Genomic DNA, 24893 nt, shown 5'->3' on the forward strand with positions numbered 1-24893 from the left:
CTTTTTTCATTCATCTCCCTAAGTCCACCAGTTTGAGGAACGGTCAAAATGCAAGGATTCTTGGTTATTAGTTTAGTGATTATCGTGATCGCTGGATTTGTCGGATTCGTAATTTATGTCAATAAAAAACGCCGAGAAGATTTACAAGCACTCGCCCGACAGTTAAACTTACATTTTTTTTTCGATGGAGAGGAGAATCTAGGGCTATTTTTGGCGAATTTTGATTTCTTCACTCAAGGAAGAAATCGCCAGATTCGGAATCTCATCCGAGGAAATATCACGCGTCAGGGAAAAACGTACTCGATCTCTATTTTCGACTATACCTACACGATCGGACATCCCGATAACACCGATACTTTCGTGCAAACCGTATTGTTCTTCTACGATGAATCCCTCAACGTTCCTACTTTTAGCCTACGTCCCGAACATATCTTCGATAAATTGGGAAATGTCTTCGGGTTCGAGGATATTAACTTCGCCGAATTCCCCGATTTTTCTCAGCGTTACCGCTTACAATCAAATCAAGAGGGAGAGGTTCGATCGCTGTTTCAAGCCAATCTTATCAAATTTTATGAAAAACACAAAATCTGTACGGAAGCTAGAGGATCTTACGTGCTAATTTTTCCCGCGGGGGATAGTATGAATCGCTCTCGAAGAGTACGCGTGGAGGGAACGCGGACTTTTACCGAAAGCCGTCTTCTCCCCCCCGAAGAAATTCGATCGTATTTAAATATCGGCGTGCAATTACTCAAGCTGTTAAATCAGACCAGGGCGTAAAAGTCAAAAGAAATCGTCAGAAATATAGACGATCGAGGCCGCGATCCAACCGACCCGCGAGCGATAATAGAAATATCGATACAGACGATCGAAGGAAAAAAGAGATGGGAAATATCCTCAGTGTCGCGCCGATGATGGACTATACCGATCGCCACTTTCGCTACTTTCTGCGGCAGATTACCCGTCGTCCCCTTCTCTACACGGAAATGATCACCGCGATGGCGATTAAACACGGCGATCGATATAAACTTCTCGGTTTCTCCGAACTCGAAAAACCCCTCTCTCTCCAACTCGGGGGAGACGATCCCGCTTTACTCGCCGAATGTGCCAGAATTGCCGAGGATTTCGGTTACGACGAGGTGAATCTAAACGTCGGCTGTCCGAGTTCGCGGGTGAAAGAAGGCAATTTCGGGGCCTGTTTAATGGCGCGGCCGGAACTCGTCGCCAAAACGATCGAGGCCATGATACAAGCGGTATCGATTCCCGTGACGGTAAAACACCGGATCGGCATCGACGACCTCGATAGTTACGAGAATATGGCGAATTTCGTCAAAATCGTCGCCGGATCGGGTTGCCAACGCTTTACCGTTCACGCGCGCAAAGCATGGCTGAAGGGTTTGAGTCCGAAAGAAAATCGCACGGTTCCCCCCCTGCGTTACGAGGACGTTTATCGCTTAAAACAGGAATTCCCGTGCCTATTTATCGAGATTAACGGGGGGATCACCGATTTAGAACAGGTGAAAAATCATTTACAACGGGTGGACGCGGTAATGATCGGCCGCGCGGCTTACGAGAATCCCTATTTATTCGCCACGGTCGATCGGGATTTTTACGGTGAACCCGCCACCCCTCCCACCCGTCAAGAAGCGATCGAAAAAATGCTTCCCTACATCGATGAATGGGTCGGTAAAGGTTATAAATTACACACCATCAGTAAACACCTCCTGCAACTGTTCGCGGGACAACCCGGAACGAAAGCCTGGAAGCGATATATTAGCGAGAATAGCCACCATCCGAACGCCGATTCTTCGGTTATTCAGCAGGCTTTACAAGAAGTAGATTCCGTTGCCAATCTCGGAAATTCTTGAATCCCCCCTTTACTCGAATCGATCGAACAGATCCGTCAACACCCGATTGGAAAATAAAAATCCCTCTGGATCGGTTAATCGAATCCGATCGCCTTCAAGTCTCACCAGATCTCGCCGAAAATGCGGCTGTAATACCTCTAAAATCGAATTTTTGACTTCCGAACCGAAATCCGCCTCGATCGCCCGTAAATCGGCTCCCTCCGCCAATCTCAGCCCTAACATCAGCGTTTCCAGCAAGCGATCGATCTCCCCCGTTTCCGGAACCTCGATATTACATCCGTCCCGCACCCAATCGAAATACTCTTTTCTGGTCCGGGGACGGGTGAAACGTTTTCCCCCGGTATAACTCGCCGCGCCCATACCGAAACCGTAATAGGGACGATTCTCCCAGTACACCCGATTGTGACGGCATTGAAAACCCGATCGAGCGTAATTCGAGATCTCGTAATGGTCGTATCCCGCCTCTCTTAGCCGTTCACTAGCCATTTTGTACATTTCAGCCGTGGTTTCGTCGTCGGGAAGCGGTTTTTCGCCGGGTTTGTACTGTTTGCCGAAGGGAGTGACCGACTCCAACACCAGATCGTAACAGGAGAGGTGTTTCGGTTGGAGTTCGATCGCTTTTTCCAGTGAACTTTCCCAATCTTGTCGGGTTTGGTGGGGTAGTCCGGAAATCAGATCGAGGCTGAAATTTTCCACCCCGACGCGATGGATAAAATCCACGGCTTGGTAAATATCGGCGACGCGGTGCGATCGACCGCAGATCTCTAATAAATGATCCTGGAAAGCCTGCGCTCCTAAACTCAGCCGATTCACCCCCGCGCGGACGTAACCCCGCAATCGATCGAGGGGAAACGTCGCCGGATCGATTTCCATCGAGATCTCGATATCCGGGGAAAGACCGAATTTTCCCGCGAGACAATCGATAATAACCGCCAGCGATCGATCGGGGACTAACGAGGGAGTTCCCCCCCCGAAAAAAATCGTTCGTAGCGGTTTTCCCTCGATCGGGGTTCGCTCGATTTCTTCCCGCACTCTCCCGACATATTCCTCGATCGGGCGGAATCGATCGGGTTCCGTCTTATTACCGATGACCGAGATCGGAAAATCACAGTAAAAACAGCGACGGCGACAGAAAGGAAGATGAACGTAAGCGGCATCGGCCATCGCCCCCCGCGTCGATCCTTCGCCTGCAAAAATACCGCTCGAATCCCGCACATTTCCCCCCTGAATACCGGTCGATCTCTCGCCGGTTTACCTTTTGCTAAGATTTCCCACCGGTCGAGAGCGTGTCTTCTAGAATGAAAGCAACTCTCGCCCCGACGAAGGGGAGAGACACACGGATATAATTAGAAAAGAACTCGATCGCGAGCGATCGATTCTTTTTCATCCGCGATTTCCCCTGTATTATTCGGGATTATCCTCATGCTCGATGCCATTATTATTCTCTTATTCGTTGTCGCGCTCGCTAGTATCGGTTTCAGTAGCGTGGATTTGCTCCCGGTAGGGGTACAGGCGCAGATCACCAATATTGAAGCCTTACGCTGGCTATCGGCGGGTTTTACCTCGATTATCGGGTTAGCCCTCGGATTGGTCGCCCAAACCACCTATCGCCGCCTGGAAATCCAGATCCGTCAAACCCCGATCGAGATAATTCTAACGCGGGCGATCGGTTTAGTGATCGGTCTCCTGATAGTTAATCTCATGTTAGCGCCGCTTTTCCTCCTGCCGATTCCCAGTGAATTCTCCTATATTAAGCCTTTACTGGCGATTTTAGGCAGTGTCATGTTTTCCTATCTGGGGGTCAGTCTCGCCGATACCCACGGTCGGACATTCCTCCGTTTAATCAATCCGAACAGTATCGAGTCGCTTCTCGTGGCCGAGGGAACGCTACAGGCGGCCGCGACGAAAATCATCGATACCAGTTGTATCATCGACGGACGGATCGAACAGTTACTGGAAACCGGGTTCATCGAGGGACAGATCCTCGTCCCCGGCTTTATTCTCCAGGAACTCCAACAGTTAGCCGACGGCAGTAACGACCAAAAACGCGTTCGCGGCCGCCGGGGATTGGATATCCTCAACCGGATTCAAGAGGAATTCCCCGATCGCATCATCATCCATTCCGCCGATTACGAGGAAATTAACACGGTAGACGCGAAATTAGTTCATTTAGCCCAAGAAATTAACGCCACCCTGCTCACGAACGATTACAACCTCAGTAAGGTCGCCAATCTCCAGAAAGTGTCGATTCTCAACGTCAACGATCTCGCCCAGGCCGTCCGACCGATTTACCTTCCCGGCGACACCTTGGATCTGAAAATTCTCAAGGCCGGCAAAGAACCCACCCAGGGTATCGGCTATCTCGAAGACGGAACGATGGTCGTCGTCGAGGAAGGCAAAGATTATCTCGGCAACGAGTTACGCGTCGTCGTCACCTCCGCGTTACAAACTTCCGCGGGTCGGATGATTTTCGCCAAACCCCAGACCTCGGTGATCGCTTAGTGAGGGGGCAGGAGGCAGGAGAAAGCGGAGAAAAGACTTCACGCTAAAAATAGGTGAGAACAATCGATTTATCCCGTTAAATCGCGAGCGTCAGTTAATAAACACTACGGCTTAAAGAGACGACAGAGAAGACCTTTCGCGCGATTCGTTTTTGAAGGTCTAAAAACTTCACAAACTAGGCTTTGACTCGATAAAGAGGCTTATAGTGAGATTTTTAGCTAAAATATTCTTTATTCTTCCTCCTGACTCCTGACTCCTGACTCCTGGCTCCTGGCTCCTGACTCCTGACTCCTATAGGAAAACCCCGGATCGCGTGTTTCGCACCCTGTCCGGGGTTTTAGCCATAGATTGAGGGAGTGATCTCCCGGGGCGAGAACTCTCGATCGCTACCGGGGAAAAGAAAGAAAGCCGGAAAAGATCTCCCTAGGCGGCTTTCGTGGCCGTCGCGAGGGATTGACGGGCGAGATCGAAATAGCCTTCCCAGAATTTCTTCTGATTTTCCAGGGCTATTTTCGCCGCGGTTTCCTGGGATTCTAGATAGGATTTAACGAGTTGTTCTTGAAGCTCGATCGATTGTTTCACGCTGTCGGGAAATTCAAAAACCGGCTTGCCAGAAGGTATCGCGCTCGTCCAAGTGGCGAGAAACTGTTTCTGCCAATCGGCGAGTTGTTTCTGGTACTCTTCAAAATAGTTCGCGTACATAAGGAATCTCGACCGCTAACTAGCCCGTCCGTGAAAAGACGAGGAGAGGGTGGGGCGGTATTACCACCGTCTCGATGATAGAAATTCGCGCGAAGATAAGGATTTATCTTCTTTTTATTATAGACCGAATCGCTCCCCGCGCCGATGTTATCCCCGTTACAGAATCCTAAGATTATGAGAGAGATCTTTACACTAGAGTCAGTCCGATCGAGCGTTTCTTTTCCCTACAAAAGCGCGCGCACGCGGGAACGATAGGAGGTTCGATCTAGGCCTCCCTTAGCGGCGGTATCGATCGAATCGATCTCCGCCTGAAGACGCTCGATCCGTTCCTCGGTAGCGGGATGGGTACTGAGAAACGACGGGGTAGAACCGCTTTTTTTCAGCAGTTTTTCCAGGAAAGAAACCATCGCGCTCGGGGCGTATCCGGCCGCGATCAGGTTGTTTAACCCCAGTCGATCGGCCTCTAGTTCATCCTGGCGACTGTGGGGGAGATTGTACACGAGGTTAACGCCGAGTTGTACCCAACTTCTCGTGTCCAGTCCGGTCGCGCTCAAGACTCCCCGCGCGATGGCGGCGTTCCGCATCTGCCCGATCGAGTGACGCGCGGCGATATGCCCGATCTCGTGGGCGATCACGCTGGCTAATTCCGCCTCGTTCGCGGCCACTTTAATCAATCCCGAGTGAATATACACGAATCCGCCCATCGTGGCGAAGGCGTTAACGCTATCGTCGCGCACCACGCGAAAGGTGTAGGGAATATCGGGGCGCTCGCTATACCGGGCTAATCTCTGCCCGATATCGTTGATATATTCGTTAATTCCCGCGTCCCGGACGGGGGTGATTTTCCCCTGCTGTAGTAAACCCCGATCGATCTGTTGTCCGAGGGCGACTTCCTGCCGGTCGGAAATATTGGAGAGTTGGAGAACCTGTACGCCGTTTAAGAGTAAATCGACCCACGATCTCGCCTGTCCCGGATCTGGATTCAAAAAACCGACACTAACGGTAAAAAAGAGAGATACGAGCGCGTAAAGCCCGAAACGATAAAATCTGGAAACCATGAGCGATCGAAGTATCGGGAACCTATTTTCCATTCTAGCCACCCGATCTCGTCGGCTAGGGGATCGATCGCGCGATCGATGCCTTGAAAAAGAGATCGACACTCGACAAACTACCGTTTGGCGGGATAAATAGACCTCTTGCAGAATTCATTTTCGAGGGTCTAAAAACTTCAAAAACCGGAACTACAGACGATAAATAGGCATTTTTTTAAAAAATTACCTATACTATTCTTCCTCCTAACTTCTGACTCCTGCCTCCTGACTCCTGACTCCTGACTCCTAACCCGACGAGAGATTTTTAATTCTCGCGGGAGGTCTATTATTGCCCTCGGGTTCCCTGGTAGACGTAGAAGTTAAAAAGATCGAAGAGACTACCGACTAGCGCGAAGGTGATACCGATCGTCAGCATCCCCTGTACGGGGTAGCCACTGCCGAAAATGGTCAAAAATTCGAGGATCTGGTCGGAACCGGTTTGACTGATGAAGGAAAAGCCCGGTAGATAGCTGGTGACGCACAGAGCGGTTAAACTCGCTCCCACGAGCAGGACGGGAGTTAAAAAACTCAAGAGAGTGGTGAATAGGAGAGAACGGAGCAAAGTAAGCATCATCGCCTGTCTCCAAGGGATTAGAGGCCGATCGGGCGAGAACCGCTAAGAATTTAGGCTCGCCCTGTCTATGCTTATACGATACCCGCGAAAATTCGGTTTGATCGCTTTGTTTAAAGAATCTTAAAACAAAATTAAAATTCTTGGTTAAGAACCGTAATGTGGTAAAGAAACATAACCGAACTAGCCACCGATGTGGATGGCGGGACGGCGATCGGGATCGGGTTCCGCCTTGCGGAGTACCTCGCGGGTCATAATCGCCACGTCGCCCTCGCCGAGAAGGATAAAGCGCATGAGGAACTGGAGGGGATTGCCCTCGGCCCAGCCGAAATAAACGTGGGGTTCCTTGCCGGTTTTATCGCGTAGGTAGAGCAAGATCGCGGCGATCGTGTTGGGAACCGCGGCCGCCCGCGCCCGCAAAATGCGGTAACTTCCCACTTCCACCCCCTGAATATAAACCGTCCCGGCGAACTCGGAGGCATCGGAAACCCGTATTTCCAAGAATAGTACCGAGTCAGTATCGGGAATGTGGTTATCTTTCCGCATTTCCTTCTCTTTCCAGAAGTATTCTTCGATATCTCCCCGGTCGGGACGGTGGGCTAACAGTCGGATCGTGGGTTGACGCTCCTCGTCGATAAACCGTTCCGCCATCTCGTCCATCTCGACGCGATCGACCCGCAGTTCCGTGGAGCGGGAAACCCGCGAGAGCATGGAGATGACGATAATCGAGCCGATAAAGAAAGAGGCGATCTGAAGCCCTTCCGGGCGCTCGATAATATTGACGATCGTGGTGTAGAGGAAGACGAGGGCGATCGAGGCGAACAGGAAAAACGCTCTCGGTTCCCGTTGTTGGCGGACGAGTAACGTTACCGCCAGTGCCGCCGAGGTCATCAGCACCAACACCCCGGTCGCGTAGGCCCCTCCCTGCGCGTCCACGCTGGCGTTAAAAATCAGCGTGACCGCGAAGGCGATTCCCGTGTAGACGAGGACGAGGGGGCGGATCGCGCTCGCCCATTGGGGGGCCATGCCGTACCGCGGCAGGTAGTGGGGGACGATATTGAGTAAACCGGCCATCGCCGAAGCGCCCGCGAACCAGAGAATGGCGATCGTGCTGAGGTCGTAGATCGTCCCGAACAGTTCGCCGAGATGTTGGTGGGCGAGATAGGCGAGGGCGCGACCGTTAGCCTTGCCGCCGACCGCGAATTCCGCCGGGGGAATGAGGAGAATCGTCACGAGACTACTGGCGATCAGGAAAAAACTCATGATCGACGCGACGACGGTTAAGAGTTTGTGGGTGTTTTGAATTCTACCCCGCGGGTTGGTGGGGGTATCGGTCTCGTTTCCGCGCACCAGGGGCATCACGGCGACCCCGGTTTCAAATCCCGACAGTCCCAGGGCGAGTTTCGGGAAGAAGATCAGCGAGAGGCCGAGAATGGCGAAAGGATTGGAATGTTCGGCGAGTAGGTTCTGTTGCCAGTTGGCGATCGCCGACGGATCTCGCGCGACCAAATAAATCGCGTCGATGACGACGATCGAGTTCAAGCCTAGATAGACGACTACCAAAAAAACGGCGATATCGATCGCCTCTTGAAATCCCTTTAAAAATACCGCCCCCAGCAGGGAAATCAGGATCAGGGTCAAGGGAACCTGTTGATGGCTCACGAAACGGGAAACCAGGGGATTCTCGATGATATGCGCCGTCGCGTCCGCCGCGGAGAGGGTGATGGTGATAATAAAATCGGTCGCCACGAAACCCAAGAGACAGAGAACGAACAGTTTCCCCCTCCATCGGGGTAGGAGATGTTCGAGCATGGCGATCGAACCCTCCCCGTGAGGACTCACCCGCGCGACCTGTCGGTAGATCGGTAAAGCTCCGAACAGGGTCAACAAGACGAGGATCAAGGTGGCGAAAGGCGAGAGCGACCCCGCGGCCAGAGCGGCGATCCCCGGTTGATAGCCTAGCGTGGAAAAATAATCCACGCCCGTCAAACACATGACTTTCCACCACGGATGTTGCGAGTGGGGATGACCGGTTCCGCTTTTTGCCGATTTCAACAACCAGCGCGTGAAACGATCGTAATAGGGAGCCGTGGGAACGATCGGTCTAGACATCGGTAGCGCCCGCCAAAGGAAGGGATCTTCGGTCAATAGGACTATCCACCAGACTACCAAAGTTTTTCGATCGTCCGAACTTTCGCTAGGAAGTTTTCCGTTTAGCGGGGGTGGGAGGCGGGAGGTGAGGGCGGGAAACGGTGAAAGGGTAAAGGGTAAAGGTGAAAAGATGAAGAAAGCTCTTTTTCTTTTTCTTGAAAAACTCCCCCATCTTCCTCACCTCCTCCTATCTCCCCATCACGAAATCTCCCATCCGAGTAAAGCGGCGACGCGCTTCGGCAGGCCGACCGGATCGAAAGGTTTAGTAATCACCCCGGCGATTTTCATCCGGGCGAAGCGCTCCCGATCGCTGGCGAGAACTTTGGCCGTGAGGAGAATCACGGGAATATCGCGGGTGAGGGGATCGGATTGTAAGCGATCGAACACCGAGAAACCGTCCATATCGGGCATGGATACATCCAGTAAAATCGCGTCGTAGGCTTCTTTCTGGAGGACTTCTAACGCTTCGGCACCCGATCCGGCCAGACCGGCCCCCCACGCGGTAAAAACTTGAAAAGCCACGCGGGTCACGTCGCGGATATCCGGATCGTCATCGACGATGAGAATTCGTTTCATTTGCCCCTCAAAGTCCCGGTAGTGTGAAATAAAAGGTACTTCCCCGCTCTAATTCGCTCTCCGCCCAGATAGCGCCCCCGTGTTTCCGGACGATACTTTTACAGATAGCCAAGCCGAGACCGGTTCCCCCTTTCTGGCGCGCGTCGGACACGTCCACCTGTTGGAAGCGGCCGAAAATCGTCTCCAGTTTATCGATCGGGATGCCCCGGCCGGAATCCTCGACAGCGAACAGAAGATAGGGATCGGGATAATTCTGCCGGAAAAGCGCCTCCCGATCGCCCGCTATCTCCCCGGAAATCGTTTCTCCATCCCGAACCCGCGCGGTTAAACGAACGGTACTCCTGTCCGGGGAAAATTTGATCGCGTTCCCGAGGAGATTGGTTAAAGTTTGGATAATCGCGTCGCCGTCGGCGCGGACGCGGACTCGGGGGAAATTGACCTCGATGACGATCGAGCGTTCCGCGGCCAGCGCGCTCACGGATTCTATCGCTTGGTCGAGTAAATCGCCGATATCGTGGTTTTCCATCACTAATTCGACTTTACCGGATTCCAAGCGTTCGAGATCGAGGATATCGTTCACTAAACGGACTAAACGCTCGCTACTGTTGAGCGCGACCTTTAACATCCGATTGGCGGTTTCCGGATCTTTCTCCAGTACCCCGGTGGCGAGAATGCCCAGGGAACCGCGGATCGAGGTCAGCGGAGTCCGCAGTTCGTGACTGACGATCGAGATAAATTCGTCCTTGAGTCGATCGAGTTGATGGCGCTCGCTGATATCTTGGATCTGGACGACGAAATACAGCGGATTTCCCGCTTTATCGGTAATTGTCGAGACCGTGACCGAACCCCACACGATCCGTCCCGACGCGTGGAGATAGCGTTTCTCCACCCGGTACACGCGGATCTGGCCGGTTAAGAGTCGTTCGAGTCCCTCTAGATTCGCGCTCGCATCGTCCGGATGGGTGATATCCTGAAATCCCTTGGTCAGAAGTTCCGCTTCCCCGTAACCGATCATCTCGCATAACGAACGATTCACCTGGAGAAAACGCCCGTCTAGAGCGACTAACGCCATCCCGTTCCCCGTATCCTCGAACGCGCTCCGAAAACGTTCCTCGCTCTCCCGCAGGCATTCTTCGGCTTTCACCCGATCGGTAATATCCCATGCGAAAGCGAGACACGAATGGAAATCCCCCGAATCATCGAGGATCGCCGAACTATACCACTGACAGGTAATCAGGCGACCGTCTTTCGTGTAATTCCGGAGCAGGATCGATTCTCCCTTGACTGTCCCCGATAGTAACCTATGCAAGTGTTCGGTCGATCGCTCGCGATCTTCCGGATAAATCAGATCTATCGGGAGGACGGGGATCTCTTCCGATCGCCAACCGAACACCCGTTCCGCCTGTTTCGACCACCTCAGCACGCGAAAGTCTTTATCCCATTGCACGATCGCCAGGGGCGAGTTCTCGAAATGGGTTTCGATCTGCTGGAGCGCTCGCTGTAGTTCGCGTTCGACCCGCTTCTGCTCGGTAATATCGACCACGACCCCGTACCAGGCGATCGAGCCGTTCTGCCGTCTCTCCGGTCGCGATTTGCCCTGTAACCATTTGATATTTCCCGATGGGGTGATAACGCGCCACTGGTGCGAGAAAGTTTCCATTCTCTCGGCACTACGGGCTACCGCTTCCCTGTAAGCGGCGAGATCGTCCGGATGGATCATGTCTATAAACGCGTTGCCGTTCTCGATAACCCATTCGGACGCGACTTCGAGGATCGTCTCGCACGCCGCGCTCATATACTCGAATCGAACCAAACCGTCGGGACGCGCGACGACCGTGTAAATAATCGAGGGAGAGTGCAGACTGAATTGATCGAGCCAATGCCGCGTTCGCTGTAACTCCCGCTCCGCTTCTTTCCGTTCACTGATATCTTTGATCATCCCGAGGACGAAATCCTGTCCGTCGAAGCGGTGGAGGGTAGCCGAGAGCAGAACCGTCCGCGGGGTTCGCGAGCGATCCCGGACGATCACTTCCCAATTTTCAATCCTTCCCTCTTCGGTCAGCGTTTTCTGAAAATAAGAAAAATCCTCGATATTATGCCATAATTCTAACTCTCTACAGGTTTTACAGTTCACTTCCTCGATCGAGTATCCCCAGAACCGCGCCATGTTCTCGTTGACATCGAGGATACGACCCTCGGGCAAAATCCCGATCCAAGCGGGATCGGGGCTGATCTGAAAGAGTTTGGCGAATTTAAGTTCCGATTCGCGTTGTTTTTTCTCCGCGAGTTTCCGATCGGTGATATCCTTGGAAATGCTCAAGGTATATAGCTTTCCCTCGATCTCCACGATCTCGATCGACAGTAAGCACGTTCCCGATTTTCCGGCTCTCGTCCGATAAAAATATTCAAATCCCCGGATAAATCCCCGCTCTTTTAACTTTTCTTCTAAAATTTCCTCCTGTCGCGGCTCGATACCCAGTCCTACATCTTTCGGGGTTCGACCGATGATTTCCTCCCGACTATAGCCGCTCAACTCCAGAAAACTATCGTTCACCTCCACGTAACGGCCGCCCTCGCCGAGCGTATTCAGGGACATGGGATCGGGACAGGAGCGGAAAACTTTCGAGAATTTCGTTTCCGACTCCTGTAGGGCGATTTTCACCCGATCGAACGCTGACCGTAACTGTTCGGCGGTTCGGTGAAAAGAACGGTTTAACGTATCGATCTCGGCGATAAAACTCGTTTCTTCTAACGATTCCTCCCATTTTCCCGCCGCTAGTAACCGGCTCGCCCGGCTAACCCGGTAGATCGATCGGGCGATGCGACGGGCGAAGAAAATTCCCAGTCCGGTGGTTACGAATAGCGTTAGCCCGCACAAGGCGATCGTGTTCCGCCAGTTGTGCCAGATTTCCGTCATAAATTCCGATTCCGGCACGATCACCACCGTTAACCAGTCGATACCGTAGTCATCGCGATAGGGAATCACGCGAACGAAAAGATTCCGGCGATCGATTTCCAAACGCGACAGCGCGGGAGCGGAAATCCCGCGAAAATCCCCGAATCGGGCGCGTAACTCCCTCGATACTTGGCGGACGATCGGATCTCGGCTCTCTTCCCCGGTAATCCGCCGCGCCTTTCCCCCGATAATCGGCGCGGGTGATTCTTTCGTGGAGGTGGCTACCAGTTTTCCCGATTTCCGCTCGAAAATAAAAATCTGTCCCGAATTCCCCCGATCGAGCTTCTGTAAAAACCGGCCGATCCCGCTCAACTCCAAATCGATGCCCAACACCCCCAATAACTTTTTCCGTTCGTCGTACACGGGAGCGCTCGCGGAAATCGAAATTCGATCGGGGAAATTTCCCCAAGTATAGATCTCGCTCCAGACCGGTTTTCCCGCCCTCACCGCGTCGGTATACCAGGCGGCCTGATTGGTTCTGGCCGGTACCATCGCTCGTAACTTCTTTCGATTTCCCCGTTCGTCGATGGAATAAGCTCGAAGCGTTCGCGGATCGGACGGGGAGATTTCCGCGATCCCGATGACATTATTCAGCCCGTAGCCCGCGCCGATAAACGAACCGTCCGCGCCCCCGAAATTGACGTAGGCGAAATCGTACAATCGCACCTGTCGGTAGAAATATTTTCCTATAGAATTAAAATCGTTTAAATCCAATGCTCCGGTCTCGAAAGCGGCTACATTCGCGAGATTAGTCTTTCTCGCCCTTCCTAAATACGTTTCTAATTCCTGTTCGACTCGATTTCCCGTTTCTACTATCAATCGATCGGCCAGTTTCTCCACCGCTCTCTCACCGCTCCGGTAGGAGAGATAGCCCACCAGACCGACCGCCCCCGAGATCTGTAGCGCGAACGGCACGATCAACACCCAACACAGGGGAATTTTCGGGCATAGAGGTTTCCGGGTGGGAACGGTCATCAGGGAGAAGGGAGACGAGTAGAGCTATTTACCAGTATCGATCATCTATCTTTAGAATGATCGACGGCGATCGAGAATCGAAAAAATAGCTCCCGAAAAAAGAGAGACCCGACGCGCTCTCGTCGGATCTCTAGAATAAACCGTCCAAAAGAATTAAATTTCCGGTGCTTTCAGCGAAATTAGAGGACGTTCACCCGCTTTCGCCTGTTGTACCAAACTCGGGACGGAATCCCGCATAAGCGCGGTTAGCTGATTCGTGGTCGCGTCGTAGATCGAGGTCGCGACTTTCGGGTATAGACCGATACCGACGATCGGCACGAGCAGACAGGCGATAATAAACACCTCCCGCGGTTCCGCGTCCACCAGCGCGTGGTGTTCCTCCAGTTCCTTGTTCTCGGGCCCGTAGAGCATTTCCCGGAGCATCGACAGCAGGTAGATCGGCGTGAGAATGACCCCGATCGCCGCCAGGAAGACGATAATCACCCGGAAAGTCGTACTATAGGCATCACTGGTCGCGAAACCGATAAAAACCATCAATTCCGCCACGAAACCGCTCATCCCCGGTAGGGCGAGGGAAGCCAGAGAACAGGTCGTCCACATGGCGAAGACCTTTTTCATCTTTTTCCCCACTCCCCCCATCTCGTCGAGCATCAGGGTATGGGTTCGATCGTAGGTACAGCCCACCATAAAGAACAGACTCGCCCCGATTAACCCGTGGGAGATCATCTGTAACATCGCCCCGCTAGTACCGAGGTCGGTAAACGAGGCGATCCCGATCAGCACGAATCCCATGTGCGAGATCGAGGAATAGGCGATTTTCCGTTTCAGGTTCCGTTGGGCGAAGGAAGTCAGCGCGGCGTAAATAATATTCACCACCCCCAGAATCACCAAAACGGGCGCGAAAACCGCGTGCGCGTCGGGTAACATTCCCACGTTCATCCGCAGGAGCGCGTAACCTCCCATTTTCAAGAGAATTCCCGCCAGTAACATATGCGCGGGCGCGGTCGCTTCCCCGTGCGCGTCGGGTAGCCAGGTGTGCAGGGGGAAAATGGGTAGTTTCACCCCGTAGGCGATGAGAAAGCCCGCGTAGAGGAATAATTGCAGTTTCAGGGGGAAATCCTTCCCGGCGATCGTCGTCATGTCGAAACTGACGGTATCGCCGTAAAAGGCCATCGCGAGAGCGGCGACGAGGATAAACAGCGATCCGCCCGCGGTGTAGAGGATAAACTTGGTAGCGGCGTAGAGACGGCGTTTTCCGCCCCAGATGGAGAGAATCAGGTAAACCGGGACTAATTCTAGTTCCCAGACGAGGAAGAACAGTAACATATCCTGCACGGCGAACACGGCGATCTGTCCCCCGTACATGGCCAGCATCAGGAAATAGAATAATTTCGGCTTGAACGTGACCGGCCACGCGGCGAGAATGGCGAGGGTGGTGATGAACCCGGTTAAGATAATCAGGGGCATCGAGAGTCCGTCCGCGCCGAGCGACCATTTTAGGTCGATTTCCGGGAGCCAGGTGTAACTTTCGACGAGTTGCAGGTTCGGGTTATTGAAATCGTAACCGGTATAGAAGGCGTAGATCAGGATCGCGAAATCGATCAGGGCGATCGTCAGGGAGTACCAGCGAACGGTTTTGCCGTCTTTATCGGGAATTAGGGGAATGAATAAAGCGGCGACGATCGGGAAGAGGATGATAACGCTTAACCACGGAAAGTTCGTTAGATTCATCGGCAATTTTTTTAAGATTCATTTAATGGTCAAGATCGGGGAAATCCGGTATAGATGTAGATGCTTTTCCGTTCAAAATCGGCGATTCCCCTCGATCGGATGCCATCGGCTCGATCGCACCAAACTCAATCTAACAAGATTTTTTCTTCCCTTGTCCGTTCGTGAAGATTAAGTTTCTTTTCCCTTAAAAAAACGTAACAGTAACCGGCGACGCGCGCTCGGTTCTCAACGAATTCCGCTAAAAATCTCCCGTAAAAGTTTCCGCGGGAACCGTCCCTCGATCGAATCCCGGTTAACCCGCGTCCCGTTTTCGATCGGTTTCCCGCGGGGGTTCGGAAAGGTTACGGGGAGGGAGAAGGAGAAGGAGAGGGAGAGGGAGAGGGTGTAGAAGGAGCGGAACGGGTGAATACGGTAGTCGAGGTTTCATAGCTGATCCGGGGAGTCCCGGTGAGCTTCAAGGGAACGGTGCCGTAGATGCGGAGGTTAACACGGTTCGTACCGTTGATACAGACCGAAAAACCATCGATATCCGAGTCACTAGACGGAATTCTCGTCCACCCGGAAGAGCAGGTTCTTCTCAGCGAGGAGAGTACGGCGGTATCATTAGTGGCATCGTTAACATCGGGAATTAGATCGGTCACGACGGCCGTTACCCAAGTAGCGGTATTAGTAGGGGTTTTATAGGTTCCGTCCTCGTTAAGATCCGGCCCGTACCGGTATAGGACCCGAGGCCCGACTAACTTGGCCGGAGACGCGAGCGTATAGTAAACGATCGGGGTCGTGAAATTGGGATTGACAATCCCTAATACCCGAGTCGCCACGCCCGGGATAGCCCCGCTCGGGATACCGTTGGCAGTATCATTACTCGATCTCAGGTCGTCCTGCGTCATCACCCGTCGGGCTTGACGGAGTTCGTCGGTAATCAAAGCGCTCGCGCGATTGAAATTAGTAATCAGCTCCTTTTCGGCGGCATTGCGTAGGTCGCTAGACGAGAGATTGAGCAATCCGATTCCCGTTAGCGTTACCACGATCGTCGTGAGTAAGGAGGCTAGAATCAGTTCTAATAAGGTGAATCCCGAAGCCACCTTCGGGGAGATAATTTTTTTTATATCTTTCCGTTCCATAACTCTCTCCCGGTTGCACTGTAGAACGATATTATTCTCATCGTCCCTCGATTAAAGCATCACAATTCGTACTAGAAACCTGGGCGGAAGCCAGAGCGTTCGCGGTCGTCGCGTTCCGATAATTTCCCCCTCGGATCATTCCCAGCATGGAAGCGACCATCAAACATTTTTTCGGATAGCTATCGCTCGTGAAAGGAGAATCGGTACTCTCGTCAACCGCGAAAACCACGAAGGTGGGTATCTGTCCCGACACGGCGAGAGAAGAATAATCGATGATATGTCCTTTAAAAGAAAAACGGAAGCTAGGAATAGTCCCGGACCCGTTCGAGGACACGGAAACTTTAACTCCCCTCGGTAAACGAAGGACTTGATAGGTAGTCGTCGTCCCGCCAACCGTTGTCGTTTCTGTGGTCGTTTCACCGGCGACGAAACAGCCGACGGGAGTGGCGCGCAGACGATCGAAATAATTACTGGTACTTCCGGATTCCTGTCCTAGTTCGACCGTACATTTTTTGCCGAGACGGATCGCTTGCAGTTGGGCATCTTGCAAGGCGGTCCGGACGATGCCCACTCCCTGTCGAACTCTATTACCACTCAAGGTCGCGAATACATGAGGAGCCCCCATCGCCGCTAAAACACCGATCAAAATGATAACGATCAGGGTTTCCATTAAGGTTAATCCCCGATGCTCGGGAGTGAGTAAACGACGCATAACGATCACCTTACTTTAGGGGCATTGAAAAGAGGCGGCGGGAATAATCTCGGTATAGAATCGGGCGATCACCGAGGTAGAATCTCGGTTAATATCTTGATTCCGTTGAGTCGAGTCGGGGGTTAAGGTATTGTTCGCCCGAATATCGGTCACGGTATAACTGATTTTGAGAACGTTCGGTTGGTCGGTTGTTACCGTGGCGTAAGTACGAGCCATCTGATAGAGTTTACCGTTAGAAACTAACAGCGCTCTCGGATTCGCTCCCGGAAGCGTCGTACTCGCCGCGATCTGACCCTGTAAAACCGAAGCGTAATTATTCGTGGAAGTAATGGTTGTCGGTTTACAGAGAGCGTCATTTCGAGTGATCCCGGCCGCTAACGCCCGGATCTCTTCCACGTCTTCCTGAATCCACTGGGCCGCGTTGGCCTGTTGTTTGGCGAGGATTTTATAGAGGGTATCGATCGCCATCAACTGTAGGGTTCCCGCGAGAAAGAAAGTAATTACCATAATGGCGATCAACACTTCCAGCATCGTAAACCCTCGATCGCTCGGTTTGTTCCCGGCGAGGATGACTAGCCATCGCGGGTTAACCATCGTCGATGTTTGACGAGAGAGTGAAACGCGCGCGTATTTTCCCTTTGTCATGCACTTATCCCTCACGGAGATACTTCTTTCTGTTTCCAATCGGTCGCCTGTAGGACTTGAGGCGGGAGATTTTCCGGCTGTAAGCCGAGATCTTCCCAGCGGCCGGTCTGCGTCACCACGGTGTTACTGGTGTTGGAACCACAACCCGCGTTGTTCGACCAGTCCTTCGCCCAGATCGAGCCTTTGACCCCGCCGGCACCGCCACCGCTCCCGGCGACCCCCACATCGTAATTCGGGGCTAAAATAAAAGCCTCAATCTTATCATTCCCGGTTAGACAGATTTCGTAACTGGAGTTTCCCGGTAAATTTCCATAACCGTAAATTTGGAAATCCGTCGCTTTACAGGTGGAGGAACCGGTGCAGTCGTGCAATAGCTCGCTTCCTTTGCGGATCGAACCGCGCAGGTAGAAAATCACTTTCGCTCCGGGGGTGATTGTTATGGTATTATTCCCCGACTGGAGAGAGACATCATCGACAATATACTCGTACACATTAGAGAGCGTTACGGTTTGACCGTTGACCGTCCGAGTGATATTGACGGGGATATCGGGGGTCGTCCCCCCCGTTCTCGGGAAAGTATAATTCTGTCCGGTTAACGTGCCTAAGATCTGGGTCGATCGCCCGGTTCCCGCGAGATTGGGTACGGTGGGCAGAGCGGGAAACTGCATGGTGGTGAAAGCCACTTTGTAAGCTTCGTTCGTGGTCGGATCGGTTCCCGTGATGTTGACCGTGGAAACGGCGTTACAGTCATTCACCAACACGTCCGCCGCCGCCGCGTTCCCGCCGAGATCTCCCTGGGTTAACCAAACCCCCGGAATATTGTTGGTCAGTGTTCGCGGTTCGACGGGAATGGTCACTTCGATGCGAGAGGTACTGACCGAGCTCGCGTTCGCGGAACTACTCGGATCGAGATTCGCCGCTCCTCGACCCTCTATAACCAAGGTTCCCACACCGGGGGCTTTTCCCTCGGTCACACCGGTCTCGGTTCCCGTATAGGCATAATCATAACGAACCAGTCGATACTGGCCTTTTTTCGGATCGTTCGGATCTAACGCCTGCCAGTTCGTACTCCGTTTCGCGGTGGCGTTATTGGTATTCGTCGTGCCACAGGTTTGCAGTTGGGAGAGGGTAGTGGACACATCGCCCCAACGGGAAGAGGGATAATAAGCGTAATTTCTATTGTCTTGAAAAAAACGTTGATATTGAGCGATTCCGGCCTCGGTAATCCCCCGGCCCAGGGTCGTATTTTGGGTGGTTCTGGCTCTTACATTTTCGTCTCGCCCCCGGGCGATCATCACGGTTCCTAGCGTGAGCATAACGAGTCCGATGATCAGGGTGAGGGGTAGGGCGAAACCTTTCCGGTTAGAGCGGGATACAAAAAACGATAGTGGTGGTAAATACATACGCGCGCCGCGCGATCGCGCGGGAGGAGCTATTATCCTCGAGTATGTGATAGAAGTTGCTACGTGACGGTGATCTCCATCACGTATCGAGATGATAACAGTCACCAAAAATCGCGAGAGAAAAACCTCTCTCGCGGCAGAAAAGGATAAATTTACGTTGGGAATGTGGACATCGATCGGCGGGGGATAACGCCCGGTCCCGCCGGGGAGAAGAGATTGCCCGTGAATCTGGGAAAAATTCCCCCCGAAGCGCGTTACGTGGACTCTGGATGAGCGGCCCTTTCACACCGATCGAAAACGGGGATTACCGCGCGCATTTCGAGCTTCGACAGGTTTTCGTGGCCAGGGTAGTGGTCGTTCCCGTCGTTCCCGTCGTCGTGGTGGTCGTCGTTCCCGTCGTTCCCGTCGTTCGTTCCCGTCGTTCCCGTCGTCGTGGTGGTCGTCGTTCCCGTCGTTCCCGTCGTTCCCGTCGTCGTGGTGGTCGTCGTTCCCGTCGTTCCCGTCGTCGTGGTAGCCGTCGTTCCCGTCGTTCCCGTTGTCGTGGTAGCCGTCGTTCCCGTCGTTCCCGTCGTTCCCGTCGTCGTCGTGGTGGTAGAAGTGTTAGTGATCGCTACGGGAGAGGGAACCGCGCTATCGGTCGCGACTTCAGTCCAGGCGGTCGTGGAACCGATTTTCGGTAGAGGTTCGCTGGGACGGAGATCGTCATAGAGGTTCGACCATTCTCCCCGTTGAATAACCGATACTTGGGGCATATTATTAGAGCCACAAGTCGAGATTTTTCCCCACGATCTTCCCCAAACACTACCGTAATATAGCCCGTTTCCGGTTTTCCCGAGCAAGTAGTCGGGGGCGAAAATAAAGGCATCGAGGCGCGAGGTTCCCTTTAAACAAATTTGGGGCGCGGCCGCGTTCGCGGTGTTGTAGGCGAAAATCTGCAAATTGGTCGGCGTGCAAGTTGTCCCCGTCGGCGCGGCGGAACAGTCATGCACGATTTCCGAGTTTCCGTTACTACCAATATTGCCGAGGACGTAAAAAACGACGCGATTGCCCGGAGTGATCGTAATCCGGTCGCTACCGTTTAATTCGATGCTGTTGATGATGTAGTGGTAAACGGGAACCGTCGCGCCGCCTAACGTGGTTCTGTTCGTGGCCACATCTCCCGGTCTCGGGAAAGTTTGCGACGAGGTGATCGTTAAGTTCGTTTGGGCGGTGGGTACGTTGGTCGGTCTGATCGGTAAGTCCGGGAACTCCTCGTTAACGAATTTCGCTTGATAGCCCGATCCCGTGGTGATGCGACTGGTGGTGACGAAATTCGCGATACTGGTCTGTTGAGCGGGAGTGAAGGAACATCCATCGCTCATCACCACGTTGGCGGTGAAAGTCGAACCCCCGGAATAGCTTCCGTTCGACGCGATAGTTTGTGTGAGGTCGTTAGTCGCTCCCTGTTCGATCCACAAACCCGGAATCTGCGGGGTGGAGAAAATACTGTCGACCGGTTGTTGGATCACCGGCAGTGACACGTTTACCCGACTGGTAGATTGGGCGTTGTCCCGACCGAATCTCCCTTCCACGGTTAAGATACCGGTTTGGGTTCCGTTGGCAACCCCTTGAGTTCCCTGATACTGATAGGAGATTAGACGGTACGAACCTTGACCGTTCGGTAGATCCTGCCATTGTTGCGAGCCGATCGCTTGGATCGTCCGTAACCTAGACTGAATTTGGGTGTTCAGATCGGTATCGCTAATCGCGTTACCGTTACTACAGTTATTGCTTTCTTTAATTTTATTGGCGGTCTCGAACTCTAGATCGCTTTGAAAGGCGATTTTTTGCGAATCGGAGGCGGTCGGGTTGAGGCTCGCCCAATAGTCAAAACTATACATCGACAGTAATCGATTTCTATCGATCAGGTTCTGGATTTGCGTGACGGCTACCTCGGAAGCGCTTAAGCTGTCGGCTTTGACTTTCTGGGTCGTGGCTTTCGATCGCTCGGCACTAGAACTGGCGATCATCGCCACCGCCACCGCCGTGACGACCACCCCTAAACATAAAACGATCGGCATCGCGAAACCGCGATTTTTTCTAGACGATAGAATGAGTTGTCTGAATATTTGTTGATTCATACCTAAGACCCAAGCATAGCACTACAATCCTCGGATCTCCAGTATGAAGGGGTATAGGAGAACGGTCGGTGACCAGAAACACTAACCTGTATCTCTCGGATCACTGACTGCATGATGCCTTCTTGTTATGATTATCGACTGGCGATAAATTTTAAATTTTTCAGTCTTCCGAAAAGCGTATCAAAAAATACTTAATTATCCGGGGCGGAAGTCGAAAAGGTTATCAATTCTCGGATCGAGTAAAACGTGCCTGAAAAATTACCCGGACAATATATGGGGAATTATAGATAATTTTAATTGATAAATATAAATGTATTTAGCGAGCGTTTCTAGAGGATCGATCGGGCGTTGTTTCGCGATCTCCCGAGGTGGGAAACTCGGGGCGATCGATCGAGCCGAATCATCCGAATCATACGGGAGAACGAACGGAAAAAACTCCCCCGATCGAGGGAGCTTGTATCCGAAAATTCACGGAATTTACCACTTCAATAAATTGAACTGTTCCATGTCGATCGTCTCGCGGTTGCGGTAGATAGCGAGAATAATCGCCAGACCGACCGCGGCCTCGGCGGCCGCCACGGTGATCACGAAAACGGTGAAAACTTGCCCTTTAATCGCCGAAGGGTCGAGATAGTTGGAAAAACCCATCAGATTGAGGTTCACGGCGTTGAGCATTAGCTCGATCGACATCAACACCCGTACCGCGTTTCGACTCGTCACCAAGCCGTAAATCCCGATACAGAACAACGCCGCCGCCAATAGCAAAAAATACTCTAACTGAATCTGCATGATCGATAGATTGGAATAACTAAACGTGACGTGAGGTGGAGGAGTCAGGAGTCAGGAAGAGAGGGTAAAGGGGAAAGGTGAAAATCCCAAAAGTAATTTTTCCCTTTTCCGGGGGGTCTTTTCCCAGAAACTCCCCCATCCCCCCATTTCCCTACTTAGAGGTGGTCAACTCCCGAGGACGTTCGGGTAAAGTTAACGCGGTCGCGGTCGGTTCCTCGGCCTTCACGTCCGGGATCAGGTCGCGACGCGCGAGAATGATCGCGCCGACCATCGCCATTAACAGCAGTATCGAAGCCAACTCGAACGGTAGGAGGAAATCACTGAAGAAGTGTTTACCGATATCGACGAGAGTATTGGCTACCACCGCGGGGGAAGTGGTCGAGAGAGACCAGGGGGTGATTAACACCATCGTCGCCAATAAGACAAACAGACCGACGCAGACCAGTCCGGTAGCCGCCCGCCGTATCCAGCGGCCCGGAAGAATCGCGAAATCTTCCCGTTTGTTCACCAACATGATCGCGAACAGGATCAGCACGTTCACCGCGCCGACGTAGATGAGAATCTGCGCCGCGGCCACGAAATCGGCATTAAGTAAAAGATATAAGCCGGAAATACTGATAAAAACGCCGCCGAGTAAAAAGGCGGAGTAAACGATATTAGAAAGAAGTACCACGCCGAGCGCCGCGCCAATTAACAAAACGGCGAGAATCCCGAAGGATATAATCTGAACACCTTCCGCTAAATTCACGGTTTCTCCATCTCCTGAATGCTAAAAAACGAGCGGTTATCGCGACGATAACCGTTCACCGGGGCTATTGATTGACGATTTCCTCGGGACGCTGTCCGGCCCGTTGGCTTCCCGCGGGGAGGTCGTGGGGTTCGATCACTCCTTCGGGGAGGTAGCCCAACTCGCGCAGGGGCGTGACCATCGGATCTTGGGTCACTTTATAGGGTAAACGTCCCAGGGCCACATTATCGTAGTTGAGTTCGTGGCGATCGTAGGACGCGAGTTCGTATTCCTCGGTCATCGATAGGCAATTGGTCGGGCAATACTCGACACAGTTACCGCAGAAAATACAGACCCCGAAATCGATACTGTAGTGTTTGAGTTGTTTCTTCTTAATTTCCTTGTTAAACGTCCAATCCACGACGGGGAGGTTGATCGGGCAGACGCGAACGCAAACCTCACAGGCGATACATTTATCGAACTCGAAGTGAATTCTCCCCCGGAAACGTTCGGAGGGGATTAATTTCTCGTAGGGATACTGTACCGTGATCGGGCGACGACGCATATGGTCGAAGGTAACGGATAGACCCTCGCCGATGTATTTTGCCGCTTGAACGCTTCCTTTGGCGTAATCGCTGACTTGTTTGAGAATGTTAAACATGGTGGTCAGTGGGTTCGGGTATCTAGGTTATCCTGGCGTTAACCGCCGAAAGCGAAGGGAAAGGTAAGTTTGAGGGCGGCGGTCAGGAGTAGGTTAACCAGGGAGACCGGTAGGAGGAATTTCCAGCCGAGATCGAGGAGTTGGTCGATCCGCACCCGAGGAACCGTCCAGCGCAGGAGAATGGCGATAAAGATGAGGAAGTAGGACTTGAGGACGGTCATGGTGATGCCGAGGGAGGCGGTGACAATCTGTAACCAGGGGTTGGTCTCGCTCACTCCCACCCACGCGGCCACCCGATCGAGGGGAACGGGAAATTCCCAACCGCCGAGATAGAGAACGGCGAAAACAAGTGCCGATAAGACTAGGTTAACGTAAGATCCCACGTAAAATAGGGCGAATTTCATCCCCGCGTACTCGGTTTGATATCCGGCGACCAATTCCTCTTCCGCTTCGGGAAGGTCGAAGGGTAGGCGCTCGCACTCGGCCAGGGCCGCGATCCAGAAGATCAGGAAACCGACCGGTTGCCGCCAGATATTCCAGCCGAGAATCCCGTAGCCGGATTGCTGTTCGACGATATCGATCGTGCTGAGACTATTGGACATCATGGCGATCGCCAACACCGAGAGCGCCAGGGGGATCTCGTAACTGATCGATTGCGCGGCCGCCCGCAGTCCTCCCAGTAGGGAGTATTTATTGTTCGAGGCGTATCCGGCCATCAACAGACCGATCGGGGCGATGCTGGAGAGGGATATCCAGAGGAAGATACCAACGTTAAGATCGGTAATGACTAAATTCTGCCCGAAGGGAACGATCAGGTAGGAAACGAAAACCGGCATCACCACGAGAACCGGGCCGATTAAAAATAACCACGGGTCGGCTTTCGCGGGAACGATATCCTCTTTAAAGACTAATTTCAGACCGTCGGCGACCGGTTGGAGAACGCCGAGGGGCCCCGCGAATTCGGGGCCGATCCGCTGTTGGGCGGCGGCGGAAATTTTCCGTTCTAACCAAACGCAGACGAGAACGCCCACCGTCGCCGCGATGATCATCAGGAACATGGGCAGGGGCATCCAGATCGCTTTGGCCAGACTCCCGCTCAAGCCTAAATCGGTTAAAGATTTAATGAAACTTTCTTGTAAGTCTATGCCTTGGTTCATGGGTGGCGATCGCTATACGGGTATCGAGAGTTCGGCGATTGTCGGAAGATTTTGCATCGAATCTCTTTGCATAGTATACCGTCTGTCGGATAGCGCGACCGACAAGAGATTCTTATCAATGGATTGTAAATTCTCGATAGAGAAGAGTCTAGAGGGGATGAGGAGATGGGGGGGATGAGGGAGATGAGGGAGATGAGGGGGATGGGCGGGTCCTGGCGCCTGGTTCCTGACTCGTGGCTCCCGACTCCCTACCCCCTGCTCCCTCCCTCCTACCCCTTCGCTCCTGCCTCCCGCCCCCTGCCGCCTGACTCCTTACTCCGGGCCCCTTACTCCTTTCCCCCCTGCTCGTTTCGCCGGGGCTCTCCGCCGGGACCCCACGCGTCGGAGCGACGCCGCCGCGGGGCCGCCGCCCCCGTCGCGCACACCCCGCGCGCC

The 24893-nt window shown here is 53.0% G+C and carries 20 protein-coding genes; 3 read left to right on the forward strand and 17 right to left on the reverse strand.

Going from position 1 to position 24893, the window contains the following annotated elements; translation table 11 throughout:
- Window positions 1–48: 48 nt before the first annotated feature.
- Window positions 49–777: a hypothetical protein gene (locus V0288_RS12455; protein ID WP_332865426.1), complete on the forward strand. Its 729-nt coding sequence runs from the start codon at window positions 49–51 to the stop codon at window positions 775–777.
- A 104-nt stretch (window positions 778–881) separates the two neighbouring features.
- Window positions 882–1865: a tRNA dihydrouridine(20/20a) synthase DusA gene (gene dusA / locus V0288_RS12460; protein ID WP_332865427.1), complete on the forward strand. Its 984-nt coding sequence runs from the start codon at window positions 882–884 to the stop codon at window positions 1863–1865.
- 9 nt (window positions 1866–1874) lie between these two features.
- Here dusA and hemW read toward each other — a convergent pair whose 3' ends face one another.
- Complete coding sequence (gene hemW / locus V0288_RS12465; protein ID WP_332865428.1) at window positions 1875–3029, reverse strand: radical SAM family heme chaperone HemW; 1155 nt, start codon at window positions 3027–3029, stop codon at window positions 1875–1877.
- Between the two features lie 258 nt (window positions 3030–3287).
- Between hemW and V0288_RS12470 the strand changes: the two genes are divergently transcribed.
- Window positions 3288–4367: a PIN/TRAM domain-containing protein gene (locus V0288_RS12470; protein ID WP_332865429.1), complete on the forward strand. Its 1080-nt coding sequence runs from the start codon at window positions 3288–3290 to the stop codon at window positions 4365–4367.
- Between the two features lie 423 nt (window positions 4368–4790).
- Here the strand turns inward: V0288_RS12470 and V0288_RS12475 are convergent, their stop codons facing one another.
- The 16 genes from V0288_RS12475 to nuoH form a co-directional block, all read right to left on the reverse strand.
- Entirely contained in the window at window positions 4791–5069 is a 279-nt protein-coding gene (locus tag V0288_RS12475; protein WP_332865430.1) for a thylakoid-associated protein, read from the reverse strand.
- Window positions 5070–5293: 224 nt separating this feature from the next.
- Entirely contained in the window at window positions 5294–6127 is an 834-nt protein-coding gene (locus V0288_RS12480; RefSeq protein WP_332865431.1) for a M48 family metallopeptidase, read from the reverse strand.
- A 319-nt stretch (window positions 6128–6446) separates the two neighbouring features.
- A complete protein-coding gene (locus tag V0288_RS12485; protein WP_422661965.1) occupies window positions 6447–6731 on the reverse strand; it encodes a hypothetical protein in 285 nt (94 codons plus the stop codon).
- A gap of 183 nt (window positions 6732–6914) precedes the next feature.
- A complete protein-coding gene (locus tag V0288_RS12490; RefSeq protein WP_332865433.1) occupies window positions 6915–8843 on the reverse strand; it encodes an APC family permease in 1929 nt (642 codons plus the stop codon).
- 237 nt (window positions 8844–9080) lie between these two features.
- Window positions 9081–9458, reverse strand: a complete 378-nt coding sequence (locus V0288_RS12495) for a response regulator (protein WP_332865434.1) — start codon at window positions 9456–9458, stop codon at window positions 9081–9083.
- Window positions 9459–9465: 7 nt separating this feature from the next.
- Window positions 9466–13389: a PAS domain S-box protein gene (locus V0288_RS12500; RefSeq protein ID WP_332865435.1), complete on the reverse strand. Its 3924-nt coding sequence runs from the start codon at window positions 13387–13389 to the stop codon at window positions 9466–9468.
- Between the two features lie 153 nt (window positions 13390–13542).
- On the reverse strand, window positions 13543–15120 hold the full coding sequence (locus V0288_RS12505) for an NAD(P)H-quinone oxidoreductase subunit 4 (RefSeq protein WP_332865436.1): 1578 nt from the start codon (window positions 15118–15120) through the stop codon (window positions 13543–13545).
- 341 nt (window positions 15121–15461) lie between these two features.
- Window positions 15462–16244, reverse strand: a complete 783-nt coding sequence (locus V0288_RS12510) for a hypothetical protein (protein ID WP_332865437.1) — start codon at window positions 16242–16244, stop codon at window positions 15462–15464.
- Between the two features lie 37 nt (window positions 16245–16281).
- Window positions 16282–16956 (reverse strand): pilus assembly FimT family protein, encoded by a 675-nt coding sequence (locus tag V0288_RS12515; protein ID WP_332865438.1) that lies wholly within the window; start codon window positions 16954–16956, stop codon window positions 16282–16284.
- 15 nt (window positions 16957–16971) lie between these two features.
- Window positions 16972–17550 (reverse strand): type IV pilus modification PilV family protein, encoded by a 579-nt coding sequence (locus V0288_RS12520; RefSeq protein WP_332865439.1) that lies wholly within the window; start codon window positions 17548–17550, stop codon window positions 16972–16974.
- 62 nt (window positions 17551–17612) lie between these two features.
- The gene (locus V0288_RS12525) at window positions 17613–19004 is read right to left on the reverse strand and encodes a DUF7305 domain-containing protein (RefSeq protein ID WP_332865440.1); all 1392 of its coding nucleotides are present in this window, start codon (window positions 19002–19004) and stop codon (window positions 17613–17615) included.
- Window positions 19005–19258: 254 nt separating this feature from the next.
- Entirely contained in the window at window positions 19259–21064 is a 1806-nt protein-coding gene (locus V0288_RS12530) for a hypothetical protein (protein ID WP_332865441.1), read from the reverse strand.
- A 537-nt stretch (window positions 21065–21601) separates the two neighbouring features.
- Entirely contained in the window at window positions 21602–21907 is a 306-nt protein-coding gene (gene nuoK, locus V0288_RS12535; protein ID WP_332865446.1) for an NADH-quinone oxidoreductase subunit NuoK, read from the reverse strand.
- A 157-nt stretch (window positions 21908–22064) separates the two neighbouring features.
- Window positions 22065–22661, reverse strand: a complete 597-nt coding sequence (locus V0288_RS12540) for an NADH-quinone oxidoreductase subunit J (RefSeq protein ID WP_332865442.1) — start codon at window positions 22659–22661, stop codon at window positions 22065–22067.
- 64 nt (window positions 22662–22725) lie between these two features.
- Window positions 22726–23301, reverse strand: a complete 576-nt coding sequence (gene ndhI / locus V0288_RS12545) for an NAD(P)H-quinone oxidoreductase subunit I (RefSeq protein ID WP_332865443.1) — start codon at window positions 23299–23301, stop codon at window positions 22726–22728.
- 38 nt (window positions 23302–23339) lie between these two features.
- Window positions 23340–24458 carry an NADH-quinone oxidoreductase subunit NuoH gene (gene nuoH, locus V0288_RS12550; protein WP_332865444.1) on the reverse strand — a complete coding sequence of 373 codons (1119 nt, stop codon included), beginning with the start codon at window positions 24456–24458 and terminating at the stop codon, window positions 23340–23342.
- Between the last annotated feature and the right edge of the window lie 435 nt (window positions 24459–24893).

The sequence above is a fragment of the Pannus brasiliensis CCIBt3594 genome, from assembly GCF_036688125.1.
GTDB classification, from domain to species: domain Bacteria; phylum Cyanobacteriota; class Cyanobacteriia; order Cyanobacteriales; family Microcystaceae; genus Pannus; species Pannus brasiliensis.

Coding starts and splice junctions, on each gene's coding strand:
- V0288_RS12455 (WP_332865426.1), top strand. CDS start 49: ATGCAAGGATTCTTGGTTATTAGTTTAGTGATTATCGTGATCGCTGGA.
- dusA (WP_332865427.1), top strand. CDS start 882: ATGGGAAATATCCTCAGTGTCGCGCCGATGATGGACTATACCGATCGC.
- hemW (WP_332865428.1), bottom strand. CDS start 3,029: ATGGCCGATGCCGCTTACGTTCATCTTCCTTTCTGTCGCCGTCGCTGT.
- V0288_RS12470 (WP_332865429.1), top strand. CDS start 3,288: ATGCTCGATGCCATTATTATTCTCTTATTCGTTGTCGCGCTCGCTAGT.
- V0288_RS12475 (WP_332865430.1), bottom strand. CDS start 5,069: ATGTACGCGAACTATTTTGAAGAGTACCAGAAACAACTCGCCGATTGG.
- V0288_RS12480 (WP_332865431.1), bottom strand. CDS start 6,127: ATGGTTTCCAGATTTTATCGTTTCGGGCTTTACGCGCTCGTATCTCTC.
- V0288_RS12485 (WP_422661965.1), bottom strand. CDS start 6,731: ATGCTTACTTTGCTCCGTTCTCTCCTATTCACCACTCTCTTGAGTTTT.
- V0288_RS12490 (WP_332865433.1), bottom strand. CDS start 8,843: ATGTCTAGACCGATCGTTCCCACGGCTCCCTATTACGATCGTTTCACG.
- V0288_RS12495 (WP_332865434.1), bottom strand. CDS start 9,458: ATGAAACGAATTCTCATCGTCGATGACGATCCGGATATCCGCGACGTG.
- V0288_RS12500 (WP_332865435.1), bottom strand. CDS start 13,389: ATGACCGTTCCCACCCGGAAACCTCTATGCCCGAAAATTCCCCTGTGT.
- V0288_RS12505 (WP_332865436.1), bottom strand. CDS start 15,120: ATGAATCTAACGAACTTTCCGTGGTTAAGCGTTATCATCCTCTTCCCG.
- V0288_RS12510 (WP_332865437.1), bottom strand. CDS start 16,244: ATGGAACGGAAAGATATAAAAAAAATTATCTCCCCGAAGGTGGCTTCG.
- V0288_RS12515 (WP_332865438.1), bottom strand. CDS start 16,956: ATGCGTCGTTTACTCACTCCCGAGCATCGGGGATTAACCTTAATGGAA.
- V0288_RS12520 (WP_332865439.1), bottom strand. CDS start 17,550: ATGGTTAACCCGCGATGGCTAGTCATCCTCGCCGGGAACAAACCGAGC.
- V0288_RS12525 (WP_332865440.1), bottom strand. CDS start 19,004: ATGTATTTACCACCACTATCGTTTTTTGTATCCCGCTCTAACCGGAAA.
- V0288_RS12530 (WP_332865441.1), bottom strand. CDS start 21,064: ATGCCGATCGTTTTATGTTTAGGGGTGGTCGTCACGGCGGTGGCGGTG.
- ndhI (WP_332865443.1), bottom strand. CDS start 23,301: ATGTTTAACATTCTCAAACAAGTCAGCGATTACGCCAAAGGAAGCGTT.
- nuoH (WP_332865444.1), bottom strand. CDS start 24,458: ATGAACCAAGGCATAGACTTACAAGAAAGTTTCATTAAATCTTTAACC.